The organism is Streptosporangium sp. NPDC006930 (assembly GCF_040635605.1).
In the GTDB taxonomy this organism is placed as follows: domain Bacteria; phylum Actinomycetota; class Actinomycetes; order Streptosporangiales; family Streptosporangiaceae; genus Streptosporangium.
The window spans coordinates 1-17,247 of the sequence record NZ_JBEYID010000004.1 but is presented as its reverse complement, the minus strand read 5'-3'; the positions used below and the strand labels follow the sequence as shown (position 1 = coordinate 17,247).

The 17,247-nt window shown below is 69.9% G+C and carries 14 protein-coding genes; 10 read left to right on the top strand and 4 right to left on the bottom strand.

The genetic code is table 11. The annotated features are described in order from the left end of the window. Nucleotides 1-168 precede the first annotated feature (168 nt). The 4 genes from ABZ664_RS08765 (at nt 169) to ABZ664_RS08750 (ending at nt 4,293) form a co-directional block, all read left to right on the top strand. Nucleotides 169-1,194, top strand: coding sequence for a tripartite tricarboxylate transporter substrate-binding protein (locus tag ABZ664_RS08765; protein WP_362505189.1), 1,026 nt, complete (start codon nt 169-171; stop codon nt 1,192-1,194). A 1-nt stretch (nt 1,195) separates the two neighbouring features. Further along, nucleotides 1,196-1,657: a tripartite tricarboxylate transporter TctB family protein gene (locus ABZ664_RS08760; RefSeq protein WP_362505186.1), complete on the top strand. Its 462-nt coding sequence runs from the start codon at nt 1,196-1,198 to the stop codon at nt 1,655-1,657. A 20-nt stretch (nt 1,658-1,677) separates the two neighbouring features. Next, the gene (locus ABZ664_RS08755; protein ID WP_362505183.1) at nt 1,678-3,183 is read left to right on the top strand and encodes a tripartite tricarboxylate transporter permease; all 1,506 of its coding nucleotides are present in this window, start codon (nt 1,678-1,680) and stop codon (nt 3,181-3,183) included. 180 nt (nt 3,184-3,363) lie between these two features. Beyond that, complete coding sequence (locus tag ABZ664_RS08750; protein ID WP_362505180.1) at nt 3,364-4,293, top strand: alpha/beta hydrolase; 930 nt, start codon at nt 3,364-3,366, stop codon at nt 4,291-4,293. Nucleotides 4,294-4,337: 44 nt separating this feature from the next. Here ABZ664_RS08750 and ABZ664_RS08745 read toward each other — a convergent pair whose 3' ends face one another. The 4 genes from ABZ664_RS08745 to ABZ664_RS08730 are packed head-to-tail and all read right to left on the bottom strand — an operon-like array spanning nt 4,338 to nt 8,873. After that, nucleotides 4,338-5,729: a cellulase family glycosylhydrolase gene (locus ABZ664_RS08745; protein WP_362505178.1), complete on the bottom strand. Its 1,392-nt coding sequence runs from the start codon at nt 5,727-5,729 to the stop codon at nt 4,338-4,340. A gap of 35 nt (nt 5,730-5,764) precedes the next feature. Next, nucleotides 5,765-6,589, bottom strand: coding sequence for a carbohydrate ABC transporter permease (locus tag ABZ664_RS08740; RefSeq protein ID WP_362505175.1), 825 nt, complete (start codon nt 6,587-6,589; stop codon nt 5,765-5,767). Then, nucleotides 6,586-7,566 (bottom strand): sugar ABC transporter permease, encoded by a 981-nt coding sequence (locus ABZ664_RS08735; protein ID WP_362505172.1) that lies wholly within the window; start codon nt 7,564-7,566, stop codon nt 6,586-6,588. The genes ABZ664_RS08740 and ABZ664_RS08735 overlap by 4 nt, the downstream gene beginning before the upstream one ends. An 8-nt stretch (nt 7,567-7,574) precedes the next feature. After that, on the bottom strand, nt 7,575-8,873 hold the full coding sequence (locus ABZ664_RS08730; protein WP_362505169.1) for an extracellular solute-binding protein: 1,299 nt from the start codon (nt 8,871-8,873) through the stop codon (nt 7,575-7,577). Between the two features lie 176 nt (nt 8,874-9,049). Here ABZ664_RS08730 and ABZ664_RS08725 point away from each other — a divergent pair, with 176 nt between their 5' ends. From ABZ664_RS08725 to ABZ664_RS08700, 6 genes are all read left to right on the top strand, one after another. Beyond that, on the top strand, nt 9,050-10,060 hold the full coding sequence (locus ABZ664_RS08725) for a LacI family DNA-binding transcriptional regulator (protein WP_362505166.1): 1,011 nt from the start codon (nt 9,050-9,052) through the stop codon (nt 10,058-10,060). 295 nt (nt 10,061-10,355) lie between these two features. Next, nucleotides 10,356-11,678 carry a glycoside hydrolase gene (locus tag ABZ664_RS08720; protein WP_362505163.1) on the top strand — a complete coding sequence of 441 codons (1,323 nt, stop codon included), beginning with the start codon at nt 10,356-10,358 and terminating at the stop codon, nt 11,676-11,678. A 140-nt stretch (nt 11,679-11,818) separates the two neighbouring features. Then, complete coding sequence (locus tag ABZ664_RS08715) at nt 11,819-12,532, top strand: cupin domain-containing protein (RefSeq protein ID WP_362505160.1); 714 nt, start codon at nt 11,819-11,821, stop codon at nt 12,530-12,532. Between the two features lie 107 nt (nt 12,533-12,639). Further along, a complete protein-coding gene (gene polX, locus ABZ664_RS08710) occupies nt 12,640-14,325 on the top strand; it encodes a DNA polymerase/3'-5' exonuclease PolX (protein WP_362505157.1) in 1,686 nt (561 codons plus the stop codon). 322 nt (nt 14,326-14,647) lie between these two features. Then, entirely contained in the window at nt 14,648-16,159 is a 1,512-nt protein-coding gene (locus tag ABZ664_RS08705) for a wax ester/triacylglycerol synthase family O-acyltransferase (protein WP_362505154.1), read from the top strand. A gap of 62 nt (nt 16,160-16,221) precedes the next feature. Further along, nucleotides 16,222-17,145 (top strand): aldo/keto reductase, encoded by a 924-nt coding sequence (locus ABZ664_RS08700; RefSeq protein WP_362505152.1) that lies wholly within the window; start codon nt 16,222-16,224, stop codon nt 17,143-17,145. Nucleotides 17,146-17,247: the final 102 nt, after the last annotated feature.

Below are 17,247 nucleotides of genomic sequence, written 5' to 3'. Positions count from 1 at the left end.
GGATTTTACGGCGTGAATCGCCTTCTGGTCAGCCCTTCATTTTTTTTGATTTCTCTGACATCCATCGCATTCTTTGGATTTCTCTGACACTATTCGCGCCCTCGTCAGTCGAGACTGAGGCCGCGCGCATACCGGCAGATGCGCGTGCGCCAACGAGGAGGCCTCGACATGAGAACGACCGGCAGACACCGGGCCATCGCACGGCTGATCGCCACGATCGGCGCCGTCTCACTTGTCGCCGCCTGCTCCGGCAACGGGGGCGCCACCGGCGGAAGCACCGCCGCCGGTGGCTACCCGGACCAGAACATCACGTTCGTCGTACCGTTCAGCGCGGGCGGCCCGACGGACACCGTCACCCGCATGATCGCCGAACCGATGGCCGCCAAGCTCGGCGCCAAGATCGTCGTCCAGAACGTCGAGGGCGCGGGCGGCACGGTCGGCGCCGGCGAGGTCGCGCGGGCCGCCCCCGACGGCTACACGGTGCTCATGCACCACATCGGCATGTCGACGGCGCCCGCCCTCTACCAGAACCTGGGCTACCAGCCGCTTGAGGACTTCGAGATGGTCGGGCTCGTCACCGAGGTGCCGATGACGGTCGTCGCCCGCAAGGACTTCACGCCCGCGACGCTCCAGGACCTCGTGACCCACGTGAAGGCGAACGCCGGCGAGGTCACGCTGGCCAACGCCGGCATCGGCGCCGCCTCCCACCTGTGCGGCCTGCTCTTCCAGACCGCCGCGGGCGTCAAGCTCCAGGAGGTCCCCTACCAGGGCACCGGCCCCGCGCTGACCGACCTCGTCGGCGGCCAGGTCGACTTCATGTGCGACCAGACGACCAACACCAGCGGCCAGATCTCCGCCGGTGAGGTGAAGGCGTACGCGGTCACCACCCCGGAGCGGGTGAAGAGCCTGCCGGAACTGCCCACCACGGCCGAGGCCGGGCTGCCCGGACTCCAGGTCAGCGTGTGGCACGGCCTCTACGTCCCGGCCGGCACCCCGCAGGACGCCGTCCAGAAGCTGTCCGAGGCGCTGAAGACGGCACTGGCCGACCAGGGAGTCGTCGAGCAGATGGCCAAACTCGGCACCGTACCGGTCCCGGCCGAGGACGCGACCCCGCAGGCGCTGCGGGCCAAGCTCGAAGAGCAGCTCGGCACCTGGGCCAAGGTCATCGCAGACGCCGGCGTCAAGGCCTCCTGAAGTGGAGCGCCGCAGGTCCCTCCCCGACGTCCTCGCCGGGGGAGTCTTCGTCCTGATCGGTGGCGCGTTCGTGGCGGGGTCGCTCGGCCACGAGCTGGGCACCCCGCTGCGGATGGGCCCCGGCGCCTTCCCGCTGCTGGCCGGCGCGATCGTGACGGTCCTGGGTCTGGCGATCGTCGTCAAAGGGCTCGTCGCCGGCGAGGTGATCTCGTTCGGGCCGATCCCCTGGCGTGCGGTCGCCGTCATCACGCTCGCGCTCGTGTTCTTCGGCCTCACCGCCCGGGGCCTTGGATTCGTACCGGCCTCGGCGGCGACCGCCCTGCTCACCGCGCTGGCCGACTCGCGCGTACGGCTGCTCACCGCCGTCGCCGTGGCCGCCGGGCTGACCGCGGCCGCCACGCTCATCTTCGTCGTCGGACTTCAGCTGCGGATCCCGCTGTGGGGCCCGTGGCTGGGGTTCTGACGCGACATCCGGATTGAGGCATGGAACTTCTCGAAAACCTCGCGCTGGGCCTCTCCACCGCCCTGCTACTGCAGAACGTCCTCTACTGCTTCGTGGGGGTGCTGCTCGGGACGGCGGTCGGCGTGCTGCCCGGCATCGGGCCGACGGCGACGGTGGCGATGCTGCTGCCGATCACGTTCGGCTTCGAGCCGGTGACGGCGTTGATCATGCTGGCGGGCATCTACTACGGCGCGCAGTACGGCGGCTCGACGACCGCCATCCTGATCAACCTGCCCGGTGAGTCGTCGGCGGCGGTCACCGCTCTGGACGGGCACGAGATGGCCCGGCAGGGCCGGGCCGGCGCGGCGCTGGCCACCGCCGCGATCGGATCCTTCTTCGCGGGCACGGTCGCCACCGTCGTACTCGCCGTCGCGGCCCCGCCGCTCGCCCGCGTCGCATTGACGTTCGGCCCCGCGGAATACTTCTCGCTGGTGCTGCTCGGCCTGATCGTGTCGATCGCGCTGGCGCGCGGCGCGGCGCTCAAGGCACTGGCGATGATCGGGCTCGGTGTCCTGTTCGGCACGATCGGCCAGGACATCTACACCGGCACGCCCCGGTTCGTGTTCGACCGGCGCGAGCTGTACGGCGGCGTCGACTTCGTGTCGGTCGCCGTCGGCGTGTTCGGGGTGGCCGAGATCCTGCGCAACCTGGAGAACGAGCGGACTACCGCGGCGATCGCCGACAGGGTGAGGAACCTCTGGCCGACCCGCGAGGACCGGCGCCGGATCGTCGGCCCGATCCTGCGGGGCACCGCTCTCGGCTCCGCGCTCGGCGTCCTGCCCGGCGGTGGCCACGTATTGGCCTCGTTCACCTCGTACGCCGTCGAGAAGCGGATCTCAAGGCGGCGGCAGGAGTTCGGGCACGGCGCGATCGAGGGCGTCGCCGGCCCCGAGTCGGCGAACAACGCCGCCGCGCAGACATCGTTCATCCCGCTGCTCACCCTGGGCCTGCCCGCCCACCCGGTGATGGCGCTGATGGTCGGCGCGTTCATCGTCCACGGCATCACCCCCGGCCCGAACGTCATCACCGACGAGCCGGCGCTGTTCTGGGGCCTGATCGCGTCGATGTGGATCGGCAACGTGCTGCTCGTGCTGCTGAACCTGCCGCTGATCGGCCTCTGGGTGCGCATGCTGCGCATCCCGTACCAGGTGCTGTTCCCGATGATCATCCTGTTCGCCGCGATCGGCACGTACTCCCTGGCGTTCAACGCCTACGACGTCTACGCGATCGTGTTCTTCGGGATCCTGGGCTACCTTTTGATCAAGTGTGGCTGCGAGCCCGCGCCGCTGCTGCTCGGCTTCGTCCTCGGCCCCCTGCTCGAGGAGAACCTACGGCGGGCGCTCATCATCTCCCGCGGCGACGCGTCGGTCTTCCTCACCCGGCCGATCTCCGCGACGCTCCTCGCCCTGGCCGCGGCGGCGCTCGTCGTCACCGTCCTGCCGGCGATCCGCAGACGCCGCGAACTCGTGTTCACCGAGGAGGAGTAGGAGTCCTCCCCGGCGGCCGGGGTAAGGCTCTCGTCTCCATCCGCCTGGCGAGCAACCGGATATCTACCTAATTCGCCAGACATTCCACCTTATCGTGGGCGGCATTCCCGACACCGAGCGGCCGAACTCGGTCGGCAGGCGCCGACCGGGTACGACCCGCCAAAGAAGGAGGCGACAGCGATGTCAGGGATGTCAGGGCCCCTCTTCAATCCCGACCTGCGCACGGCGCGGTTCCTGCCGCGCTCGGTGGTCAGTCCGCGTACCCTCGGCCTGGTCCGCAAGCTGGAAGGGCTCGGCGGGAGCAGGCCCCCCTCGAAGGGGACGATCGTGCACGTCGACGCCGACGTCTCCGTGCGCGTCTTCCGGCCGGCGTCGGCCAGGAACCCCGCACCGGCTCTGCTGTGGATCCACGGGGGCGGATACGTCACGGGAACCGCCGCGATGGGAGACCGCATGTGCCGCCATGTCGCCGAGCGGCTGGAGGTCGTCGCGGTGTCGGTGGAATACCGGCGGGCACCGGAGCATCCGTTCCCGACACCGCTGCACGACTGCCACACGGCGCTGCGCTGGCTGGCCGGACAGCCGGACGTCGATCCGGCGCGCATCGCGATCGCCGGCGAGAGCGCCGGCGGCGGGCTCGCCGCCGCACTGACGCTGCTCGCCAGGGAGCGCGCCGAGGTGAACCCGGTGTTGCAGGTGCTGTCCTACCCGATGCTCGACGACCGGACCACGGCGCGGACCGACGTCGACCGGCGCGGGTTGCGCATCTGGAGCCAGGAGAACAACCGCTTCGGATGGCACGCCTACCTCGGCCCCGCGGCCACCGGCGACGTACCTCCGCTGGCCGCGCCGGCCCGCTACGAGGACCTCTCCGGACTTCCGCCCGCCTGGATCGGTGTCGGCACCAACGATCTGTTCCACGACGAGGACGTCGCCTACGCCGAACGACTGCGGCAGGCCGGCGTCCCCTGCACGCTGCACGTGGTGCCCGGCGCCTACCACAGCTTCGACGTGATCCAGAGCGGGGCCGCCGTCTCACGCACCTTCATGCGGCACCAGGTGGCGGCACTGAACGACGCTCTCAACGGCACCGGCCGGACACTCGCCTGACCGACCTCCCCGGCACGCGGGGGTATCGCACCCCCGCGGGGTGGTCAGGCGTCGTCGCCAGGGGCTTCACCGCGCAGGTTCTCGGCGAGCAGGTCCAGCAATGGCTGCCGCCGGACGCACTGCTCCAGGGCGAAGGAGTCGGCCAGGGCGGTGAGTTCCTCGTCGGAGCAACCGCGCAGCAGATCGGCGTACTCGGGCAGCAGCGCCTGGGCGATGAGGATGTGCCGGATCAGGTCGTCGATCTGGTAGCGGGCACCCCACGGGTAGGGATCCCAGGTGGGGAACTCGGTCTCCATCAGCCGATGCAGGGGGGCGAGCTCGCTCGCCGACTCCTCCATCGTCGAGCCCCACCGGTCGGCGCCCAGCCGTCCCTTCTTGGCGATGAAGGCACCGAAGCGGCTCATGTACGGCTCACCCGCGCTGACCAGGCCCTGCAGCCCGACGTCCTTGTAGGTCCACAGCGACCAACCGGCCTCGTAGGAGTCGAAGATCTCCAGCTGGTCGCGCAGGATCTGGTAGCGCTGCCGGTCGATCTCCGGGGTGCCGGTGTAGACGGGGCCGAACTCGCCCACCCAGATGGGGGTACCGGTCTCCCGCTGGAAGATCGTCCGTCGCTCGAAAGAGCGCTCCAGCTGCTCCCGGTCCACCCACTCGCCACGGGTGTGGCCCGGGTAGGGGCCTCCGTGCGCGAAACCGGCCAGGGCGTAGTCGTGGCAGACGAAGACCGTGTTCTCGTACACCTCGCGGAAGATCGAGAAGTCGGTGGAGTAGGTGTTGCCGTCCAGGAACAGCACGTGCTTGGGGTCGACGGCGCGGACGGCCTTGACCAGGCGGTCGTAGAAGGGGCCGACGACCCGCCCGCCGGAGTCGCCCGGCTCGTTGATCGGGTTGTATCCGGCCACCCAGGGGTTGTCCCGGTAGCGGTCGGCCACGACCTCCCACAGGTGGACGGCACGGTCCTGGAAGTGCCGGTGCTGCCAGAACGCAGCGATGTGGGTGGGGTTGTCGGAGTGCCAGTGCTGGTTCTGCGCCCCGGGCAGGGCGTGCAGGTCGATGACGCTGCGGATGCCGTGCTCGGCGAGCAGGGCGATCACCCTGTCCAGGTGACGGAAGCCGTGCTCGACGATCTCGAAGGGGCGGTCGTCGGACTCCAGGTGACGGTAGTTGATCGGGATGCGGACGCAGTTGACACCGAGGCCGGCCAGCAGCGCGGCGTCGTCCGCGCCGAAGAACGAGGTGAGCAGACGGTCGAAGAACAACTCGGCCCGCTCCTCCCCCAGCACCCCCCGCACGGCCTCGCGCATCGCGGCCTCGTTGGCCGGGTAGCCGGTGATGAAGTTCTCCATGTTCAGCCAGCCCCCGAGGCCTACTCCACGCAGCCGTACCGGGGTGCCGGCCGAATCGACGAGACGGGATCCGGCGACACTCAGGGTCATGTTGTCTCACTCTCTACACGACGACGGAATTCGGGTCAGCCCTTGGTGGCGCCCGCGGTGAGGCCGCTGATCAACTGACGCTCGGCGACGGCGTAGAAGGCGAGCGCCGGAACCATGGAGACCATGACGTAGGCGAGGATCCTCGCGGTGTCGGACATGTACTGTCCTCGGAACTCCTGGACACCGAGCGGGAGGGTCCACAGGTTCGGATCGTTGAGGACCACCAGCGGCAGGAAGAAGTTGTTCCAGCTCGCCACGATCGCCAGCACCGAGACGGTGGCGAGGGCGGGCCTGGCTATCGGCAGCAGCACTCTCCAGAAGAAGCCGAAGGGGCTGCAGCCATCGATGATGGCGGCCTCCTCGACCTCCTTGGGGATGGATCGGAAGAACGTCCGCAGGATGATGACGGTCAGCGGGAGTCCGAACGCGGCCTGCGGCAGGATCACCCCGAGAGGGTTGTCCAGCAGGCCGAACGTACGCAGCAGGACGAACAGCGGCAGGATCGCCACCGCGAAGGGGAACATCAGCCCGATGGCGAACAGCGTGAACAGGAACTCCCTGCCGCGGAAGGCGAACCTGGCGAAGGCGAAGGCGGCCATCGCCGACAGGCCGACGACCAGCACGGTGGTCGTGACCGCGATGAACAGGCTGTTGAGGAGCTGACGCCAGAACACCCCGGAACCGATCACGTCGGTGTAGTTCTCGGTGACCCACGGGGAGGGCAGGCCCAGCGGGTTGCCGGAGAGCTGGCCTGAGGTCTTGAAGCCGCCGAGCAGACCGTACAGGAAGGGGACGACGACGAAGACGGCCGCGACCCAGATGATCACGTGCGTCGGGTACGTCCTGAGCCGGGCGATCATCGACGGTCTCCCATGGTGGTACTCGCCCCTTCCAGGTCTCGGCGCAGGACGAACCGCTGGTAGCCGAGGGCGAAGACGAGGCTGATCAGGAACATGACGACGCTGATCGCGCTGGAGTAGCCGATCTGGGTGCGTTTGAAGCCGTACTCGAACATGGTGACGGCCATGGTCTCCGAGGCGTGCGAAGGGCCGCCGCCGGTGAGGATCCAGACCAGGTCGAAGAGCTGGATCGTGCCGATGACGGACAGGAACACGCTGACCCGGACGGTGGGGCCGAGCAGCGGCAGGGTGACGTGGCGGAACACCTGCCAGCCGCCCGCGCCGTCGATCCTGGCCGCCTCGCCCAGCTCCTTGGGGATACCCTGCAGCCCGGCCAGATAGATGATCATGTGGAACCCGAAGTACTTCCAGGTGATCACCAGGAAGAGCGAGAACATCACGGTGTCCGGTTCGGACAGCCAGGGCCACGGCTCCAGCCCCCAGGAGGTGAGCAGCTGGTTGGCCAGGCCCGCCTCGGGCGACAGGATCAGCGAGAACAGCACGCCGGTGATCGCCTCGGAGAGCATGTACGGCGCGAAGAACAGCAGCCGGTAGAAGGCGCGCCCGCGGATTCTCTGGTTCAGCATCACCGCCAGGCCCAGCGAGAGCGGCAGCTGCACCCCCAGGCCCAGCACGATCAGGATGGCGCCGTTGCGCAGGTCGCCGACGAAGATGTCGCTCTGGAACAGCCGGGTGAAGTTGTCCAGGCCGATGAAGTTGCTCGGCGGGCCGATGCCGTTCCACTTGTAGAGGCTGGTGTAGCCGGCCACCAGGATCGGTGCCAGCACCAGCAGCACGAACAGGACGAGCGCGGGGAGCACGAACAGGATCGCGGTGACCCAGCCGCGCCCCCGGCGGGGGCCGTCGGCCCTCCGCCGGGCGGCGGGTTTTTCTGCGTGAGGGGCCGGACGTGCGTCCGGCCCTGTCATCGTCTTCATCCGGGCGGTTACTCCGACTCCGCCTTGGCCGTCTCGGTGATGACCTGGACGACCTCCTCAGGCGTCTTGGTGCCTCCGATCAGCTCGGCCACGGCGTCGTTGACCTCCTGGCCGACGGCCGGCGGGTACTCCTGGTCGAGGTAGAGCTGGAAGCCGCTCGCTGCCGCCAGCGTCTCGGAGACCGTCTTGATGTGGGGGTCGGTGACGGCCGTGTCCTCGCCCTCCTTGAGCACGGGCAGGACCCCGCCGGCCTTCACGGCCTTGCTGTGGTTCTCCGCCGTGAGCGAGAACTTCAGGAAGTCCAGCGCGGCGGGCGGGGCGTTCACGCCCACGGCCATACCGCCGCCGCCGCCGAAGGCGTCGCCCGCCGATCCCTTGCCGCCCTCCACCGCGGGGAAGGTGAAGAAGCCGAGGTCGTCGCCCAGGCCCTTGCCCGAGTCGTTCTGCACGGACGGGGCCCACTGGCCCATCAGCTCCATCGCGGCCTTGCCGTTGCTCACGCTGGCGGCCTGGCCGTCGGGGGTGGAGTAGTCGGCGCCCAGGAAGCCCTTCTGGAACGGCTGAAGGTCGACGAGTTCCTTGAGCCGCTGCCCGGCGGTGACGAAGTCGGGGCCGGTGAAGTCGTTGGTGGTGCCGGCCTGCTTGAGCGCGTCCAGCCCGGCCACCCGCATCGCCAGGTAGGCCCAGTAGTAGTGGCCCGGCCACTTGGCCTTGCCCGCGAGGGCGATCGGGGCGGTGCCGGAGTCCTTCAGCTTCTTCACCGCGTCCAGGAACTCGGTCCAGGTGGCGGGCGGGGTGGTGATGCCGGCCTTCTTGAACAGCGCCTTGTTGTACCAGAAGCCGACCATGCCGATGTCGACGGGCAGCCCGTAGGTCTTGCCGTCGAACTGGTAGGCGGACAGTGACGCCGGGGTGAAGCCGCCGATGACGTCGCCGGCCTCTGAGGACAGGTCCTTCACCAGGCCGGCCTCGATGTGCTGCTTCAGGACGCCGCCGCCCCAGGTGGAGTAGAGGTCGGGCGCCTTGCCCGACTGGGTGAGCGTGGCGAGCTTGGGCTTGTAGGAGTCGTTCTCGATCGCGACGTTCTTGATCGTGACGTTCGGGTGGGCCGCCTGGTACTCCTTGATGCGATCGGCCCAGAAACCCTTGAGGGGTTCCGCCGTCGCGAAGTTCCAGAACTCGAAGGTGACCTTGTCCGAGCCGGCGCTCTCGCCAGATTGGGCTCCGTTGCCGTCTCCGGTCGTACTGCAGGCTCCGAGAAGCAGCGCGGACACCGCCAGAGCCACCACGCCTCGCCGACTCAACATGGAGATCCCCTTTCGGGAGGTAAGGTGAAAGATTTCATATTTTCCCCGAATATTTCGTGATCCGGAGAATAGGTAAATTCGCGGTTACACGTCAATAGCCCGGCGGTAGTGATCCCGAACAGCAACGACCACCTCCACCGGAGGCTCTCCGAAAGGTTTCAGTTAGTATTCGCCACATGCCAACCAAGCCGCGCGTGACGATCGCCCTCATCGCCGAGGAGGCCGGGGTCTCCGCGCCCACGGTCTCGAAAGTCATCAACGGGCGGCCCGAGGTCGCGACCGAGACCAGGCAGCGCATCGAGCGTCTGCTGCACAAGCACGGCTACCAGCGCAGGACCGGTCAGGGTGACGTCCCCGTCGGCCTGGTCGACCTGGTCTTCACCGAGATCGAGAGCCCGTGGGCGATGGAGCTGGTGCGCGGCGTGGAGACCGCGGCCCGCGAGGTCGACGCCGGGGTGGTCGTCTCGGTCCTGCACAGCCACGCCGGGCCGGGCAGGGACTGGGTGGAGCGGATCGCCGCCCGGCGCACCGACGGGGCCATCCTGGTCGGCTCCCGCATCAGCGTCGACCAGCACGGCCAGCTGGCCGCCAGGGCCATCCCGTTCGTGGTGGTGGATCCGGAGGGCGAGCCGCCGCCCGGGGTCGCCTCGGTCGGCGCCACCAACTGGAACGGCGGCCTGGCCGCGACCCGCCACCTACTGGAACTGGGCCACCGCAGGATCGGGATGATCGGCGGCCCCGCCACCATGCTGTGCAGCAGGGCCCGCGTCGACGGCTACCGGGCGGCGCTGGAGACCGCGGGGATTGCGGTGGACACGGAGCTCATCAGGTACGGTGACTTCCTGGTCGGCTCCGGCCGCGACCACGGCCACGACCTGCTGTCCCTGGACGAGCCGCCCACCGCGATCTTCGCCGGCAGCGACATGCAGGCGTTCGGCGTCTTCGAGGCGGCCAGGCAGCGCGGCCTGCGGGTCCCCGACGACCTGTCCGTGGTGGGCTTCGACGACCTGCCGTTGGCACGTTCCGCGTGGCCACCGCTGACCACCGTGCGCCAGCCGCTCCAGGAGATGGCGGAGCTGGCCACCCGGATGGTGCTCGCGCTCGACCGAGGCGGGCACGAGCCCCGGCGGGTGGAGCTGGCCACCGACCTTCTCGTCCGCGAGAGCACCGCCCCGCCGGCCGGCTGACCTCGCCCCGTCTCCGCCGCGATCGGCCTCCCCCGCCCGCGCCCGACCCGGCGCACTCTCCCCCCACGACGCCGCTTTCCGGCCGCGGGCCCCGCCGGACCTCGCCGATCTCCTCCCCCGCCGTGCCCTGACCGGCTGTTGACGACCGCTCTCGAAACATTTACGTTACTTGCCACGAAATATCTCGGTAATATTGGGAAAGTTTCGGAAAGCGGGTTTCCGCATGTCTCGACGCCACAGGGCGCTGCTGGCACCGATCCTCACGCTCCCCCTCCTCGGAATCAGCCCATCCACCATGGAAAACGTCTCTCACGTCCGGGTGGACCACCACGACGTGCTGCAGCGGATCGACGGCTTCGGCTTCTCACAGGCGTTCCGGCGCAACGAGCTGGTCCGCGCGCTGCCCGTCGCCAAACAGCGGGAGATCCTCGATCTGTGGCTCAGTCCCGAGAAGGGCGCGGGGCTCAGCATCCTGCGTCTGGGCATCGGCTCCTCCCCGGCGGGCAGCCCGTACGACCTGATGACCTCCATCCAGCCCGAGGATCCCGGCGGGCCGTCCGCGCCGCCGAGATACGTCTGGGACGGCGAGGACGGCGGCCAGGTCTGGCTGGCCAAGGAGGCGAGGCGCTACGGCGTGAGCCGCTTCTACGCCGACGCCTGGAGCGCCCCCGGCTACATGAAGGACAACGGCTCCGACAGCAACGGCGGGAAACTGCTGCCCGAATGGCGGCAGGCGTACGCGAACTACCTGGTCCAGTACACGAAGTTCTACGCCAGGGAGGGCATCAGGATCACCGACCTCGGGTTCACCAACGAGCCCGACCTCACCGTCTCGTACGCCTCGATGCGGTTCACCCCCGCCGAGGCCGCCGAGTTCGTCAAGGTGCTCGGCCCGGTCGCGGCCCGCACCGGGCTCAAGGTGGTCTGCTGTGACGCCGCCGGTTGGTCCCGGCAGCGCGAGTACACCACCGCCGTCGAGGCCGACCCCGCCGCGCGGCGGTGGGTCGCCACGCACGCCGGGCACCCCTACGTCAGCCCGGTGGACGGCCCGCTGCCCACCGACCGGCCCGTGTGGATGTCGGAGTGGTCGCCCGACGGGACCACCTGGAACGAGGCGTGGGACGACGGCAGCGGCTACGACGGCTTCGCGGTCGCCCGGCAGATCCACGACTCGCTCACCCTGGGCGGGGTGAGCGGTTACGTCTTCTGGTTCGGCGCCTCGCGCGGCACCACCCGGGGACTGATCCAGATCGACGAGGCCACCGCGACCTACCGCGTCTCCAAGCGCCTGTGGGCACTGGCCGCCTACAGCCGCTTCGTCCGCCCCGGCGCGGTCCGGCTCTCCGTCGCCGCGACCGACCCGGCGCTGAAGGTCACCGCCTTCCGCAACGCCGGAGGCGCCGGGAGCATCGGAGGCGCCGGAGGCTCGGAGGTCGTCGAGATCCTCAACACCTCCACCGCCCCCGTCACCACCGAGATCACCACCCGGCCCGGCCGCGCCACCGCCTATCTGACCGACGCTGAGCACTCTCTCGCCGCCACCCCGCTGGTGGGGCTGAGGCCTTCCAGGAGCCTCACCCTCGCCCCGCGCTCCCTGACGACCGTCGTCGTACGGTGACGCGCCCGTGCGAGAACACCTATCCCCGTAACGGACGAAACGGCCTCACGTCGCCTCCGGCGGGGTATGACCGGTCCCGAGCCGCGCCCGGCGGAGGCGTCCGCGGAGTTTTGAGGAGTTTCGAGGAGTGAGGAGCACCCGTGTTCGGTACCGGCGTAAGCGATCTGACCGTCTATGACTGGCCCACCGAGGACGACCTGCGCGGGGGGTCGCCCCACCTGCACACGCTGTGCGCCGAGGCGTACGCCGTGGTGGCCGGTTCCGGCAGCGTCCAGACCCTGACCTGGAGTGGGTACGAGGAGACGGCGCTGGCTCCCGGCTCCGTCGTCCACTTCACCCCCGGCACGATCCACCGCCTGGTCAACGGCGGCGGCCTGCGCATCGTGGTCCTCATGCAGAACAGCGGCCTGCCCGAGGCCGGGGACGCCGTCCTCACCTTTCCCCCCGAGATCCTCGCCGACCCCGCCAGGTACGCCGACGCCGTGCGCTCGGATCCGCGCGAGCGCCGCGACCTGGCCGTCAAGGGGTTCCTCCGGCTCCGCGCGCAGGGGCGGCCCGGCTTCGCCGCCTTCCTGGAGGCCGCCGCCAGGATCGTCGCCCCCCGCCTGGACACCTTCGAGTCCCGCTGGCGCGACGGCCCGCTGCGCGCGGCCGAGACGACCGGCGCCCAGCTGGCGGCCCTGCGCGACGGTGACCTCGCCCACCTGCGCGAGGCCGCGGTGACCCGGGTGCCCTCCGTGCCCCGCGACGGCATGTGCGGCCACCTGCTCACCTATCCCGCGGACCTCTCCGATCCGCCCGACCACGGCCGGGACCGAGAGACCACGGCACCCCCGGGAAACACCGGGGGATAACGGGGGCACCGGAGAACACGAACCGCCGGGCGGCGCGGCGGCGCGCGCCGCCCGGTTCTCCCGGCGTCCCGACGGGAAATGTCGGCGCGATCTTCTAGGCTGGACCCATGGCACGAGCTAACGATGACGTCGCCGCCGCCCTGGAGGAATACGCCGAGCTGTTCGCGATGAACGGCGGCGACGCGTTCCGGGTCCGCAGTTACCAGAAGGCCGCCAAGGCGATCGCGGGGTTTCCCGACGACATCAGGGCCGTGCCCGTGCGGAGCGTCCCCGGGGTGGGCGAGGCGATCGCGAAGAAGGTCGAGGAATACCTGGAGCGAGGCGGCTTCCGGCAGCTCGACGACCTGCGGGAGAAGGTCCCCCAGGGGGTCAGGCGGCTGACCCGGGTGGCCTCGCTCGGGCCGAAGAAGGCCGTCTTCCTCTTCCAGGAGCTGGGCATCGACTCCCCCGAGGCGCTGGTGAAGGCGATCGGGGAGGGGCGCCTCGACGGCGTCAAGGGCTTTGGCGCCAAGACCGTGGAAAACCTCCTCAAGGGCGTCGAGCACCTCGCCGAGCACAGCGCCAGGATGCACACCGGGACGGCGATGGACCTGGCCGAGCGGGTCATCGCCTCGCTGCCGGGCGCCGAGCGGATCGCCTACGCCGGGTCGTTGCGCCGGATGAAGGACACCGTCGGCGACGTCGACATCCTCGCGGTCGGCCCCGAGTCCCTGATGGACGACTTCAAGGCGCAGCCCTACGTCGCGGAGGTCGTCGCCTCGGGCGAGAAGAAGACCTCGATCCGCACCGCCCAGGGCGTCCAGGTCGACCTGCGCCTCATCCCCGCCGAGTCGTGGGGCGCCGCGATGATGTACTTCACGGGTTCCAAGGAGCACACCGTGCACCTGCGGGAGATCGTCGTGAAGAAGGGCTGGAAGCTGTCGGAGTACGGCCTGTTCGACGGCGACCGGGTGATCGCGGCCGCCGGTGAGGAGGAGGTCTTCGGGGCGCTCGGCATGGAGTGGATCCCGCCGACCCTGCGCGAGGACAACGGCGAGATCGCCGCCGCGCTCAGGCACGAGCTGCCCAGGCTGGTCACCGTCGAGGATCTCCGGGGCGATCTGCACACCCACACCGACCTGACCGACGGGATCGCCTCCCTGGAGGACATGGTCGCCGCCGCCGCGGCCCGCGGCTACTCCTACTACGCGGTGACCGACCACGCGCCCGACCTGGCGATGCACCGGATGAAGCTGGAAAAGGCCCTTCAGCAGCGCGAGCGCCTGCGCGAGCTGCAGAAGAAGTATCCGAAGACGCGGCTGCTGCACGGCAGCGAGCTGAACATCGCGCCCGACGGCTCGGTCGACTGGCCGGCCGAGGTGCTGGAGGGCTTCGACGTTTGCGTGGCCAGTGTCCACTCGCACTTCAACCAGTCGCGCGCGGAGATGACCCGGCGCTTCGTCGCCGCCTGCGAGAACCCGGGGGTGAACATCATCGGCCACCCGACCACCCGCAGGATCGGCATCCGCCCGCCGGTGGACGCCGACTGGGACGAGGTGTTCCGCGCCGCGGCCCGCACCGGCACCGCGATGGAGATCGACTCCTTCCCCGACCGTTCCGACCTGCCCGCCGACCTGGTGCGGCTGGCGCGCCACCACGGCGTGAAGTTCTCCGTCGACAGTGACGCCCACGCGGTTCCGCACCTGGGCAACCAGCGGTTCGGCATCGGCGTCGCCCAGCGCGGGTGGCTCACCACCGACGACGTGATCAACACTTGGCCTTTGGAGCGGCTGCTCGCCTTCCTCGGCCGCTGAGGTGACGGCCGGTGCGTGCGAGGTGTGTCACCCTTCACGTATTACCTATTTTAATGGTAGGAAATAAAGGCGAGAGGGCGGCGCCGAAAGCCCATAAGCGAGTATCACCTTCGGAAAAGATCGCCGAGACCACCCTGTCCGGAAGGCGTGCCTACCACGTGAAATGGGAAGGTTACGCAGAGCGACGATCGGTGAGTCTCCGCGCCTTGTCGAGGAGACGTCCGAAAGACGCCGGAGGTCCTACGGAGGAAACGAGAGGGAAACGTGCCGAGGTGATGATGGCAACGCGTGTTCTCCCATTTTCCGCCAGGAGGCCCGACCGATGCGCCAGCTGACCGCGCTCGACGCGCAGTTCCTTCATGCCGAATCGGCGACCACGGCGGCCCACGTCGCAGGACTCGCCATCCTCGACCCCGCCTGCTCCAGGCTTGGAGCCCTCACCCGCGAGTGTCTGATCGGGCTGCTCCGCGAGCGGCTGCACCTGGCGCCGGCGCTGAGGCTGCGCCTGGCCACCGTGCCGTTCGGCCTCGACCGGCCGTACTGGACGGAAGATCCCGAGTTCGACGTCGCCGGCCACATCCACGAGGTGGCCCTCGCGGGTCCCGGTGACGAGGCCCAGCTCGCCGAGAAGGTGGCCAGGATCCACGAGCGGCATCTCGACCGGACCCGCCCGCTGTGGGAGATGCACCTCATCCACGGCCTGACCGGCGGCCGGGTCGCCCTGTACGCCAAGGTCCACCACTGCGCCATCGACGGGGTGTCGGGGGCCGAGCTGCTCGCGGCGCTGCTGGACCTGACACCCGAGCCCCGCGCCGTCGAGCCGCCGACGCCCGGCCCGCGGACCACCGCCCCCGGCCTGGCCGGCATGCTCGCCGGGGCCGTGGCCAGGACTGCGCTCCAGCCCGCCAGGGCGCTGTACTCGCTGGGCCGCATGGCGACCGAGCTCGACACGATGCCGCTCACCTCGGCCCTGCCCGGTGCCCGCCAGGTGGCCGCCGCCACCAGGAAGATCGCGGGGAGGGCGTCGGAGCCGTCCGAGCCGCCCATGCTGACCGCGCCGCGCACCCCGTTCAACGGCCCGATCGGCCCCGAGCGGCGCTTCTCCTACGGGTCGATCCCGCTCGCGGACGTCAAGCGGGTGGCCAGGAGCGCGGGAGCCAGCGTCAACGACGTGGTCATGACGCTGTGCGCCTCCGCGCTGCGCGCGTGGCTGCACGAGCGCGACGCGCTGCCCGACCGGCCGCTGATCGCCGCGGTCCCGGTCGCGGTCCGCACCGCGAGCGCGCGGCAGGTGGTCGGCAACCAGATCTCCGTCATGGTCACCCCGATCCCGACCGACCTGGCCTGCCCCCGCGAGCGCCTGCGTGTCATGGCGGGCACCATGCTCGCCGCCAAGCGGCGCTTCGCCGGCGCCCCCACGGCCTGGCTGGGCGAGCTGTCGTCGCTGCTGCCCTCGGCCGTCACCGCGCTGGCGACCTCCGCGGTGTTCCGGCTGGCCTCGATCGTGCTGCCGCCGATCAACCTGATCGTCTCCAACGTGCCGGGTCCGCAGCTCCCGCTGTACCTGTGCGGCGCCAGGGTGCTCGCCTACCACCCCATGTCGGTGCTGACCGACGTGAGCGGCGGGGTCAACATCACCTGCTTCTCCTACGACGGCTCGCTCGACTTCGGCATCCTGTCCTGTCCTGACCGGGTGGCCGACGTGTGGCGGCTCATGGGCCACCTGCGGGAGGCGATGGACGAGCTGATCGCGCAGATCGATCCGCCCGCGCCGGCCGGGCGGATCGACCAGACGGAGCGGCCCCTGCCGGTCAGGGAGATGGTGCCCGCCTGAACGCGGCGCGAGAGTGCCAAGGCCCCGTGCCCACGTGATCGGTCAAGAAATAGAGTTGGCCTATGAGCTTTTCTGAGCTGAACCTGTTTCCTCTCTGCCTCGGCGGCAACGTCTTCGGCTGGACCGCCGACCGGGACGACTCCTTCGCCGTCCTGGACGCCTACGCCGAGGCGGGCGGAAACCTCATCGACACCGCGGACTCCTACTCCGCGTGGGTCCCCGGGCACGCCGGCGGGGAGTCGGAAACCGTGATCGGCGAGTGGATGGCCTCTCGCCGCAACCGCGACCGGATCGTGGTGGCGACCAAGGTGGGTTCCCTGGGCAGCCGTGCCGGGCTGTCGGCGGCCAACATCCGCGCGGCGGCCGAGGACTCGCTCCGGCGGCTGCGTACGGACTACATCGACCTGTACTGGGCCCACATCGACGACGCGAACACTCCTTTGGAGGAGACCCTCGGCGCGTTCGACGAGCTGGTCACCGAGGGCAAGGTGCGCAACATCGGCGCCTCGAACCACAGTGCCGAGCGGCTCGCGCAGGCGCTCGCGATCTCCGAGGAGGCCGGTCTGGCCCGGTACGGGGTGCTGCAGCAGCACTACAACCTGCTGGAGCGCGACTACGAGGGCGCGCTGCGCGACGTGGTGACCGAGGCCGGGCTGACCAGCACCCCCTACTACGGCCTGGCCAGCGGCTTCCTGACCGGCAAGTACCGGCCGGGGGTCACGGCGGACAGCCCGCGCGCGGCCGGGGCGGCACGCTACCTGGAGACCGAGCGCGGCCCGCGGGTGCTCGACGCCCTGGACAAGATCGCCGCCGCCCACGGCGCCGCCCCGGCCACCGTCGCGCTCGCCTGGCTGGCCGCCCAGCCCACGGTGGCCGCGCCGATCGCCAGCGCCCGCAACGTCGAGCAGCTCCGGCCGCTGCTCGCCGTCGCCGACATGACGCTGTCGCAGGAGGAACTGACCCTGCTGGACGAGGCCTCCCGGTAGGAGCACGACGGTCCCGGTTGACCGGTTACCGGGGCGACGACGTCCTGGACCCGGCCGGGATGGCGCAGGCGTCGGGGCGGCCCGCGCACGAGGTGGTCCGCA

What these genes read in the sequence shown, in the direction of transcription:
- ABZ664_RS08765 (WP_362505189.1), top strand. Translation starts at nt 169, where the DNA reads ATGAGAACGACCGGCAGACACCGGGCCATCGCACGGCTGATCGCCACG.
- ABZ664_RS08755 (WP_362505183.1), top strand. Translation starts at nt 1,678, where the DNA reads ATGGAACTTCTCGAAAACCTCGCGCTGGGCCTCTCCACCGCCCTGCTA.
- ABZ664_RS08750 (WP_362505180.1), top strand. Translation starts at nt 3,364, where the DNA reads ATGTCAGGGATGTCAGGGCCCCTCTTCAATCCCGACCTGCGCACGGCG.
- ABZ664_RS08745 (WP_362505178.1), bottom strand. Translation starts at nt 5,729, where the DNA reads ATGACCCTGAGTGTCGCCGGATCCCGTCTCGTCGATTCGGCCGGCACC.
- ABZ664_RS08740 (WP_362505175.1), bottom strand. Translation starts at nt 6,589, where the DNA reads ATGATCGCCCGGCTCAGGACGTACCCGACGCACGTGATCATCTGGGTC.
- ABZ664_RS08735 (WP_362505172.1), bottom strand. Translation starts at nt 7,566, where the DNA reads ATGAAGACGATGACAGGGCCGGACGCACGTCCGGCCCCTCACGCAGAA.
- ABZ664_RS08730 (WP_362505169.1), bottom strand. Translation starts at nt 8,873, where the DNA reads ATGTTGAGTCGGCGAGGCGTGGTGGCTCTGGCGGTGTCCGCGCTGCTT.
- ABZ664_RS08725 (WP_362505166.1), top strand. Translation starts at nt 9,050, where the DNA reads ATGCCAACCAAGCCGCGCGTGACGATCGCCCTCATCGCCGAGGAGGCC.
- ABZ664_RS08720 (WP_362505163.1), top strand. Translation starts at nt 10,356, where the DNA reads ATGGAAAACGTCTCTCACGTCCGGGTGGACCACCACGACGTGCTGCAG.
- polX (WP_362505157.1), top strand. Translation starts at nt 12,640, where the DNA reads ATGGCACGAGCTAACGATGACGTCGCCGCCGCCCTGGAGGAATACGCC.
- ABZ664_RS08705 (WP_362505154.1), top strand. Translation starts at nt 14,648, where the DNA reads ATGCGCCAGCTGACCGCGCTCGACGCGCAGTTCCTTCATGCCGAATCG.
- ABZ664_RS08700 (WP_362505152.1), top strand. Translation starts at nt 16,222, where the DNA reads ATGAGCTTTTCTGAGCTGAACCTGTTTCCTCTCTGCCTCGGCGGCAAC.